This window comes from Paramuribaculum intestinale (assembly GCF_003024925.1).
Taxonomy (GTDB): Bacteria; Bacteroidota; Bacteroidia; order Bacteroidales; family Muribaculaceae; genus Paramuribaculum; species Paramuribaculum intestinale.
Genome location: NZ_PUED01000098.1, coordinates 1 through 9,599, shown reverse-complemented (window position 1 = coordinate 9,599; position 9,599 = coordinate 1). Strand labels below are relative to the sequence as shown.

General features: G+C 53.8%; 8 protein-coding genes. 6 read left to right on the top strand and 2 right to left on the bottom strand.

What is annotated here, in order from left to right; genetic code table 11:
• The 6 genes from C5O24_RS08265 to C5O24_RS13805 form a co-directional block, all read left to right on the top strand.
• Positions 1 to 590 (top strand): thioredoxin family protein (locus C5O24_RS08265; protein WP_133165507.1); only part of this gene is annotated, 590 nt, incomplete at its 5' end.
• Positions 580 to 1,371 carry a nucleoside triphosphate pyrophosphohydrolase gene (gene mazG / locus C5O24_RS08260; RefSeq protein ID WP_107036930.1) on the top strand — a complete coding sequence of 264 codons (792 nt, stop codon included), beginning with the start codon at positions 580 to 582 and terminating at the stop codon, positions 1,369 to 1,371. The genes C5O24_RS08265 and mazG, both read left to right, overlap by 11 nt.
• Positions 1,368 to 1,781, top strand: coding sequence for a hypothetical protein (locus tag C5O24_RS08255; protein WP_133165506.1), 414 nt, complete (start codon positions 1,368 to 1,370; stop codon positions 1,779 to 1,781). The genes mazG and C5O24_RS08255 overlap by 4 nt, the downstream gene beginning before the upstream one ends.
• Positions 1,778 to 3,841, top strand: a complete 2,064-nt coding sequence (locus tag C5O24_RS08250) for a DNA topoisomerase 3 (RefSeq protein ID WP_107681692.1) — start codon at positions 1,778 to 1,780, stop codon at positions 3,839 to 3,841. The genes C5O24_RS08255 and C5O24_RS08250 overlap by 4 nt, the downstream gene beginning before the upstream one ends.
• Complete coding sequence (locus tag C5O24_RS08245) at positions 3,838 to 4,353, top strand: NUDIX hydrolase (RefSeq protein ID WP_107681691.1); 516 nt, start codon at positions 3,838 to 3,840, stop codon at positions 4,351 to 4,353. The genes C5O24_RS08250 and C5O24_RS08245 overlap by 4 nt, the downstream gene beginning before the upstream one ends.
• A 65-nt stretch (positions 4,354 to 4,418) precedes the next feature.
• Positions 4,419 to 4,598 (top strand): hypothetical protein, encoded by a 180-nt coding sequence (locus tag C5O24_RS13805; protein ID WP_128703353.1) that lies wholly within the window; start codon positions 4,419 to 4,421, stop codon positions 4,596 to 4,598.
• Positions 4,599 to 4,619: 21 nt separating this feature from the next.
• Here C5O24_RS13805 and C5O24_RS08240 read toward each other — a convergent pair whose 3' ends face one another.
• Both C5O24_RS08240 and C5O24_RS08235 read right to left on the bottom strand, forming a co-directional pair.
• Positions 4,620 to 8,021 carry an AAA family ATPase gene (locus C5O24_RS08240; protein ID WP_107036934.1) on the bottom strand — a complete coding sequence of 1,134 codons (3,402 nt, stop codon included), beginning with the start codon at positions 8,019 to 8,021 and terminating at the stop codon, positions 4,620 to 4,622.
• Positions 8,018 to 9,295, bottom strand: coding sequence for a metallophosphoesterase family protein (locus C5O24_RS08235; RefSeq protein WP_161553856.1), 1,278 nt, complete (start codon positions 9,293 to 9,295; stop codon positions 8,018 to 8,020). The genes C5O24_RS08240 and C5O24_RS08235 overlap by 4 nt, the downstream gene beginning before the upstream one ends.
• Positions 9,296 to 9,599: the final 304 nt, after the last annotated feature.

The window sequence follows — 9,599 nt, the reverse complement described above, 5'->3', positions numbered from 1 at the left end:
CAGATTATGTCAGCATACCGCGTTTCTTCATGGCGCTTGTTTCGCTGAGTTTTGCGGTTTACCTCGTCCCTGGTCTTTGGGGAGCGCCGCTGAAGAGTGTCAGCGCTTTTGTTCCGCCGCTCTATACCCAGGATTTCAACCTCTATGCCGGAGGCGATTTCAAGGAGTTTGACGATTACGACGAAGGAATGCGTTATGCTGCTGAAAACGGTCGTCCGGTGCTCATTGACTTCTCCGGATACGGATGTGTCAACTGCCGCAAGATGGAGGGAGCAGTGTTTGATACCGAAGTCATCTCAGGTATAATCCGCGATAACTTCGTCCTTATCAAGCTTATGGTCGATGACAAGACTGATCTCGCTACACCCGTGACAGTAAACGAAAACGGCAAAGATGTGCGGCTCGTCACCGTCGGCGACAAGTGGAGTTATCTGCAGCGTAGCAAGTTTGCCGCCAACAGCCAGCCATATTATGTGATGCTCGACAATGACGGCAACGTCATCGAGCAGCCATATTACTACGATGAAAACGTCGAGAAATTCGGTGAATGGCTCGGACGTGGCATAAAGAATTATTCCGATGGAAAATAAATCTACGCAACTCAAGGCTGAAGCCATAGGGCGTGTTATTGATACACTCGACCGTCTGCGTGTTGAGTGTCCGTGGGACCGGAAGCAGACCAATACGTCGCTCCGCTCCAACACCATAGAGGAGGTCTACGAGCTTTGTCAGGCCCTGATGGATGATGACACAGCCAATATCCGCAAGGAGCTCGGCGATGTGTTGCTCCATATCCTGTTCTATGCTAAGATCGCAGAGGAGAAGGGACAGTTCGATGTGGCAGATGTGGCCGATTCGCTCAATCAGAAGCTGATTTACCGTCATCCACATGTTTTCGGCAATGTACAGGCCGACGATGCCTCGCAGGTGTCGGAAAATTGGGAAAAACTCAAACTCCGCGAAAAGGATGGCAACCGAAGCGTGCTGTCGGGCGTGCCGCAGGCGCTCCCGGCTCTGATCAAAGCATACCGTATACAGGAAAAGGCTGCCAACGTCGGATTTGACTGGCCCGACAACCAGGGGTGCTGGGACAAGGTCAGTGAGGAGATCGGTGAGTTACGCGCCGAGGTCGACAAGGCCGATAAAGAGGCGATGGAAAAGGAGTTTGGCGATGTGATGTTCAGTCTCGTCAATCTCGCGCGAAAGCTTGGAATTAATCCTGAAAACGCGTTGGAGTGTGCCAACCGCAAGTTTATCAGTCGCTTCAACCACATAGAGCAGACGGCCAAGAAAGCCGGCCGGTCAGTCGATTCGATGACTCTCGAAGAGATGGATGCGCTGTGGGACGATGCCAAAAAACGCGAGTCGTGATGAAGCGTGTTGTGATATCGGCCATGATGGTTGCGGCCGTGGTCTTGATGGCAGCAGGCCGCAATGTGCGCCGCTGCTCGGCATCATCTACAGGCAATCTGACTCTTCTTGCTGACAGCATCGACTTTCGCTCCGACCTTGCCCGGCTTTATGGCCAGCTTCAGGGACGTCCTCACACTTCAGACCGGATAGACCGTATCTACGTGTCGGTCAACGGTGTCGAGAAGGATGCATCCGATATTGACGGAGTAGATTTCAAGCGATGGTTTCAGTGGGAGGATGACGGGCTGATACCAGTCGAGATAGATCTGCCTCCGATGAAGCCCGGATCGGTAGTCAGAGTTTACGCTGCAGGTCCGCGTGGCGTGACCACGTGGGTTGTGAAGGTTGGCAAATCCACACGGAAGTGAAAGTATGCATTACAGAGAAACCGAGTGTGGCGCGCGATATCGCTGCTATACTCGGAGCAAATGACCGTCGCGACGGATATTTCGAGGGCAACGGTTACCGTGTGACATGGACTATCGGTCATCTGTGCTGCCTCAAGGAGCCTCACGATTATACTGAGGGCTGGCGGAGATGGGCGTTGTCGGTGTTGCCGATGCTTCCGGCAAGGTTCGGAATAAAACTTCTGCCCGAACAGCGCTATCACCAGCAGTTCGACGTCATAGATTCGCTGGTGAAGGATGCCGACGAGGTGATCAACTGCGGTGATGCCGGCCAGGAGGGAGAGCTGATACAGCGGTGGGTCATGCAGAAGGCCGGACTGAAATGCCCGGTCAGGCGTCTGTGGATATCGTCGCTGACCGACGATGCCATACGCGAGGGTTTCAGCAAACTCCGGCCGTCGGCCGATTTCGACAATCTTTATTACGCGGGGCTGTCCAGAGCCATTGGCGACTGGATACTCGGCATGAACGCCACACGCCTCTATTCGCTTAAGTATTCCAGTCCGGGCAAGGTGCTGTCGATCGGACGCGTGCAGACCCCCACGCTCGCCCTGATAGTGGCGCGTCATCGTGAGATCGTTGATTTCAAGCCTGAGGACTATTGGGAACTGCACACGATCTACCGTACCGCAAATTTCAGTTCGCTTCATGGCAAGTTTACGTCTGAATCAGAGGCACAGGCGGCTGTGGAGGCCATCAAGGGACATCCCCTCACAGTGACGGATGTCAAGGAAAAGGCCGGACGTGAGGCTCCGCCACGTTTGTTCGACCTCACATCGCTGCAGGTCGAAACCAACAAAAAGTGGGGATGGTCCGCCGACGAGACCCTCACGCTCATACAGTCGCTCTACGAGAAAAAAGTGACTACATATCCCCGTGTCGACACCACCTATCTGAGTGACGACATATATCCCAAGATTCCGGATATATTGCGCCGGATGACCCCTTATGCGGCTCTGACAGCCCGGCCGCTCGCCGGCAAGTTGCCCAAGAGCAAGAAAGTGTTCGATAATTCGAAAGTCACCGACCACCATGCCATAATTCCCACCGGAGAGTCGCCTGCGGTGCTTGTAGGCAATGAGCGTAAGCTCTACCACCTGATAGCGCTTAGGTTTATATCGGCATTTTATCCCGACTGTACATTCTCTACCACTACAGTCACGGCCGATATTGACGGACAGGGATTCAAGGCTACCGGCAAGGTAATCACGTCGGCCGGATGGCGCGAGGTCTATGCCGGAAAAGACGATGCCGAGCCGGCGTCCGACGCTGATGCTTCGGAAGATTCAAAGGTGTTGCCTCCGTTTGTGGTGGGTGAAAGCGGCCCCCATGATCCGCAGCTTCAGAAAAAGACCACTCAGCCTCCGAAACAGTACACGGAGGGAACACTGCTGAGAGCTATGGAGTCGGCCGGAAAAACGGTCGAAGACGAGGCGCTGCGCGAGGCCATGAAGGAAAATGGCATCGGACGTCCGTCGACGCGTGCGGCGATAATCGAGACCTTGTTCAAGCGTGGTTATATAATGCGACAGCGTAAGAATATAGTGCCGACACAGGCCGGCATGGATCTCATCGACACGATCAATGAGCCGCTTCTCAAAAGCGCGCAGCTGACCGGTATATGGGAAAACAAGCTGCGACGCATAGAGCGTGGCGACTATTCGGCGCGTGAGTTCATCGACGAGCTGAAGGCCATGATCAGCGAGATTGTCGGCAATGTGATGCGCGACAATTCACAGCGGCGGATTCATGTGGCCGACGCGCCCTCCGATTCGAAAAAAAACGGATCGTCCGATGATGCGGCACCCAAGGCGCCGCGTAAGCGTGCGCCGGCTGTAAAGTCGCTTGAAGCCATAGCATGTCCGATATGCGGCACAGGGCATATCATCAAGGGACGTACGGCCTACGGATGTAGCCGTTATAGTGAGGGATGCACGTTAAGGCTAAATTTTGAGGAGTATGCGGCCGATCTCACTCCGGCCAAACTTAATCAGTCGATCAAGAAAAAGTTCAAGAAATGAATGATGAATTGTTCCCTGTCGTCGATGAGAATGGCGATGTCATAGGTTCGGCTACCCGTGGCGAATGTCATTCCGGTTCAATGAAACTACATCCTGTTGTGCATCTTCATGTGATTGACCGCCACGGGCGCATCCTGTTGCAACGTCGTTCGCCCGACAAGGATATACAGCCTGGGCGGTGGGACACGGCTGTAGGCGGGCACGTCGATTATGGCGAAAGCGTGCGTGACGCTCTAATGCGTGAGTCGCGCGAGGAGCTGGGTATTGACGCGTCGGCAGCTGTGGAAGTGACTCATTACGTTTTTCAGTCGCAGCGTGAGCGTGAATATGTCAATACATTCTTCCTGAGGGTTGATGCCGATGATTTCAAGGCATGTCCTGACCCGGTGGAGATCTCCGAGATAAGATTCTGGACGGTCGACGAAATCCGTGGTTCACTCGGCTTAGGAGAATTGACGCCAAACTTCGAGATGGAGTTCAGTCGATTGCTACCTGAATTGTTATTGAACTGATAAGTGACTCGCAAAACACGGGTTGCTGATGAGTTTGATAATATCAACTAATTTTAAGTCGGGTTATGAATCTTAACGATACGCTTCAGCTTGTGGCTGTCGTGGCCATACTGGTTGTCTGTGTGGTCTGGGTCATACGACGTGTGCGCAACAAGCGTGGCTCATGCTGTGATTCGGATTCGTCATCGTGTTGCGATTCCGCTTGCGGGGGGTGCCCGCTTTCCGGAAAGTGCAACAAGAAGTGATTGTCATCCGTGTGATTGGTGTCAGGGATGGAATTCAAGATGCGATGATCCCGAGTTGCCGTTTCTGACTATCCTTATCTGGGTTGTGATGCGTTCGCTCATCGTGTCGGTGTGGCTTATGACGCCTACCTTTTTTCCGCGTGAGCTTTGGAGGCGTGCGAGGGCGTCGATCACAGTGGCCAGCGAGTCGGGATCGAGGGTGCCGAATCCTTCGTCGATAAACAGATTGGCCAGCGACACGCCGTGCGACGACAGAGCTGAGAGTCCGAGCGCCAGTCCGAGGCTGACAATGAATGTTTCGCCTCCCGACAGCGACGTGGTGTCGCGGATGTCGTCGGCTCTGTCATGGTCTATCACTCTTATGCCGAGCGAGTCCTTTACCTGCATCAGTTCGTAGCGCCGGTTAAACCGTCGGATCTCCTCGTTGGCGTGTGCTATCAGGAATCTCAGCGTATAGGTCTGGGCTATTTTGCGCAGGGTTTTCCCGTCGCCGCCTATCGCTTCGGAGATCTGTGTCCAGTCTGAAGCATTTTCTCGTGCCCGGCGTAGCTCGTCAGCCATGTCGCCCATTTGTCGTCGTGCTTCCATACAGCTCTGTATCCTGAGTCTGGTGCGGTCAAGCTCGTCGGTGCTGTAGGCCGAAAGTCGGTCAAGCTGTTCCTGTAGGCTATTTTCGTCGGTTTCAGGTTTAAGCAACAGGTGTCGGTTTTTGTCGTTGCGTTTTTCGGCAAGGGTGGCTTGCGCTGCTGTAACGGTCTGACGGCATAGGCCTGTTTCGCGCCGACATTTTTCCCAATCGTCATCCCATCGGCTGATTTCGTCGATGGTTTTCCGGTCGATTTTGCCGGTGATGCTGTCGTTGTCGTTAAGGCCTGCGATTATCGTGTCAAGTTTTTGTTCGGCGGTGGCTATGCTTTCGCTCTCGGCCGAAATCTGATTTCGGGTCTGGGTCAGGCCTCCTTTTGCAAGCTCTATCTTCGTCAGCTTTTCATTGAGTGTGGCAGTGCGTGCGCTCACTTCGTTTTTGGCTTCTTCCACAGCTTTGACAAGGTTCCGATACAGCACTTCAGGATCTGAATCTCCTATCTCTTCGCGGATTCTGGCTTCGGTAGCTGTGATTTCCGACTTCACTTTTTCCACCTCCTTGCGTGCTGCGTCATATTGCATGTTTTTTTCGGCAAGCGATGTCTGTAGCGATGCTGATCGTTCGGTGGCGGTCTGTATCTCTGTGTTGAGCCGATAGCACTCTTCGTCGGATTTCGCAGTGTCTGACTCGGCTTTGGCTCTGTGTGCCATGATGGCGGCCGTTGTGCGGTCTTTCTCCGCATGCAGCCGGTCGGCAAGCTGTCGCAATAAGTTGTAGTCCGATAGCTGTCGGTCGGCTTCAGCCAACGCCTTTTCATGGCTGCTTAGCATGGCGGTCAGTGAGGCTGAGGTGTCGGGCCATGCCGGTTTTTGGGATACGATGACATCCCATTGGCCTTGTATCTGTTCGAAAATGCGGAGGTTTTCGGCGATCCGCTTTTCGAGCTGCAGGGTTTCTCCTTCGATGCGGCCCGATTCGTTGCCGAGTATTCCAAAGCGTTCGCGAAGCCTCTCAAGCGACATCTGTCGTGCGTCAAGCTCCGCCGAAAGATGGTCGATCACCGGGGAGAGTGCATTGTGTTCGGCGTATGGATGGTGTGTTGAGCCGCAGAGCGGACAGGCCTTTCCATCCTCCAGGCGCGACCGCTGATGCTGGAGGTCAGCGCTTCTCAGCAGTGTGATGTCGTCGCGTAGCGTTGCCGTTGATTTTTCGGCCTGTTCTATCTGTGGCGTCAGTCGGTTCAGCTCACTGTTTATTTCGGTCATCCGTCCGGTCAGCTCTTTATGTCTTTTCCGGTCATCGAGCAGTGTGGCGTCAGTCTGTTCCTTACGCAGCCGGTTGGCGATACCCTCTTTTAGCATATTTATGTCGCCTTGCGCGTCGGCTGCGGTCTTCTGGAGTCCGGCGATATCGGCGGTTTTTAGTTTTGCGGTGGCTGCCGACAGTCGGGAGTCGATCTCCGACAGTTCTTTTGTGAGTCGGTCGTTGTTGGCTTCGATCATCTCTCTGAGTTTACGTCGTGCGCTTTCGGCCTGTTCCATCGACATCGTGAGAGATTTGAGCCGAGCATTGTTATCGTCAATGGCTTCTTTGGCGGCGGTCACTTGCTGCGATGCGTCGGCAGCATACTTCAGCCGCTCCTTCAGATTGCTTCGACTGATCGACAACTCGCCGGTGATGACTCTGGCGCGGTTTATTCGTGGAGTCCGATCCGACAGATCCTGTTCTGCCGATTCCATTTTCCGGGTCGATGATTCAAGATGCTCTTTGGCTTTTTCGCGCTCTTTCTCTTCGGCTTCGATGTCGTGGGCGAGGCGTTCCGCAAGGCTTTGTGCGTTTGCGAGACTTTTACGGTGGTGGAGCGCCACTTCGTAGGTTTTGACAGCTTCGGTAGTTAGGTCATGGAGCTGCAGACGCTCTTCTGTCGGCTTGAGCGCCTCCATGCGTCGTAGTGCAGCGTCCAATTCTTGCTGAAGCCTTAGTGTGTCGCGGTCAAGATGCCGGTCGGTGTCATACCATTCGAGCTGTTTCTTTGTCGTCTCTATGGCTTGGCTGTTTTTGTCAGCCTCTTCTTTGAGGCGGTTGACCGACTGCTGAAGTTGTTCCAGTTCTTCATCCGTGAGATCGTTGGATGCGTGTATGCTCAGGCGGGCATTGATGCTGTCGAGATTTGTCAAGGCGGTTTTCTTGCGCTGGGTTATCTCATCGGATATGCGTGAATACATGGTATCGCACCCGACGAGTTTTTCGAGCAGCATGTATCGCTCGTCCTCCTTGGCGGTCAGGAAGTTGGCAAACGATCCCTGAGCGAGCACCACCGTGCGCAGAAACTGATCGTAGTCAAGCCCTATGATGGTCGGGATGCTGTTGCTGTCGGCCGGTTCCTCTACAGTGGTGCCGTCGGGTTTTACGGTGATTCTGTATAGCGAGCGCTGTGCTTGTTCGAAACGTATGCGGTTTTTTCTCACAGTCCATTCGGCCCTCCAGAGTGTGCCGTCGTTAGCCAGAAATGTAAGCCGGCTGTAGCCTTCGCGTTTGCCTCGGGTGAGTATGTTGCGGCTGTCGGTTGGTGCGAGGCGTGCGTTCTCGTCCTTGTCTTTGGCTCCATATATCTCGATTGACTGGTTTCGGTCGTTCTTTGCTCTTGGATAGCGTGGTGTGCGGTTGAAAAGAGCCAGGCAGATGGCATCGAGGATGGTGGATTTGCCGCTCCCTGTCGGCCCGACAATGCTGAAAATGGTGCTGCCGGCCAACGGACCTTTTTCAAATTCGATCACTTCTCCTTCGGGTCGGTCAAGCGATGCGAGATTTTTGATTTCAAGTCTGATGAATTTCATAGCTCGGTGTCGTTTTTGGCATTGGCGGTGATTTCTGACAGCATCTCGCGCTGGCGTTCCGACAGGGGAGTGCCATGCTTGAGCGCGAATGCTTTGGCAAGCACTTCGACAGGATCAAGGTTGAGTATGTCGTCGATGGTGGCGGGATTGATGCTTTCGCGCTCGGTGTCGATGTCGGGCGGAGGCATGATCTTCTGGATTTTACAAAGTATCGCATTGCGCTTGGCTATATGCTTTTCGGCGACGGCTATGTCATCGGCACTGATTTTCCCGTGGGTGACGCGGAGCGCTACATACACGGCATTTTCATCGGCCGACTCAGCGGTGAGCGGCGGCAGGCGTTCGTCGATGAGTCTGCACAGCCGGTTGATGGTCAGATCTGCCGGTTCGTTGTCGTCGGGAATCACGGTGAGCGGATGCTGTGGCGTGTAGCGTAGTTGCTTGACGTCGCGCAGTCCGTCCGGTCCGATATCCACCAGATCCACGCCGTGGGTATATGACTTTTCGGCAAACGACATGGGCAGCACGCTGCCGCTGTAGCGTGCCCAGTCGGTGTCGTGTATATGCTGGCGTTTATGTATGTGACCGCATGTGAGATAGTCGGGATGGTCGTTCATGCCACGGAGGGTGACCTGTTCGGCGCCTCCCACTATGATTCGTTCGCTCGCATCGTCGGCCGCAATCTCCGCGCCGGTAGCATAAAGATGAGCCATCATCACTCTCCGGCGGTGGGGATAGAGAGCCTTGGCTCTGTTGATTAGTGTGCTCATGAAGTTGCTGACGCCTTCGGAATAGCTCTCGCCGCTGATGGCGTCGCTGCGCAGATACGGCACGGCGAGCACAACAGCTTCGATGCCGTCAGCCCCGTCGACCGGTATTATCATGTCGTCGTAGTCCACTGTGCGGTGTGGTGTCCCGTCGGCGTCGGTGCTCCATAAGTGTCTGACATTGCCTCTGATCTCCACCTGCAGGCAGCTGAGCAGAGGGCGCGGGGCTTCGAGCCGCTGGGCCGAGTCGTGGTTGCCTGCTGTGACAATCACTTTCATCCTGTGGCCGAGCGATGATAGCCGTGCTAAAAAGCCATAGTAGGCTTTCTGTGACGCTGCCGACGGGTTGCCGCTGTCAAACACGTCGCCCGCTATGAGCAGCGCGTCAGGACGCAGCTGTTCGATATGTTCGACCATCCAGTCAAGGAAATGGCGGTGTTCGTCGAGGCGGTCTATGCCGTGAAACATGTTGCCGAGATGCCAGTCGCCGGTGCAGATAAATTTCATGTGTTGTCGATTTCTTTTGTGATAGGTAACTCGCAATACCGACAACAAAAATACGAAAAAAAGCGACATCGCCGATTATGATAACTGGCGCGGCTGTGTGGGGCTGTGATTAATTGTTGATTGAATGATGATTAACCAGCTGAGAATAGTGTTGTGAATGGTTGTGATCAATTGGATCACGGCTCTTTCATTTAACCTAAAATAAATAGCATATCTTCCCTTACCCGGTTCATTGAGAATCGGGTAATTTTTCCATGTCTGTATATCAAAGAGTTATTCTGGTATCAAAATTTTATTTTTTTTA

Coding starts and splice junctions, on each gene's coding strand:
- mazG (WP_107036930.1), top strand. CDS start 580: ATGGAAAATAAATCTACGCAACTCAAGGCTGAAGCCATAGGGCGTGTT.
- C5O24_RS08245 (WP_107681691.1), top strand. CDS start 3,838: ATGAATGATGAATTGTTCCCTGTCGTCGATGAGAATGGCGATGTCATA.
- C5O24_RS13805 (WP_128703353.1), top strand. CDS start 4,419: ATGAATCTTAACGATACGCTTCAGCTTGTGGCTGTCGTGGCCATACTG.
- C5O24_RS08240 (WP_107036934.1), bottom strand. CDS start 8,021: ATGAAATTCATCAGACTTGAAATCAAAAATCTCGCATCGCTTGACCGA.
- C5O24_RS08235 (WP_161553856.1), bottom strand. CDS start 9,295: ATGAAATTTATCTGCACCGGCGACTGGCATCTCGGCAACATGTTTCAC.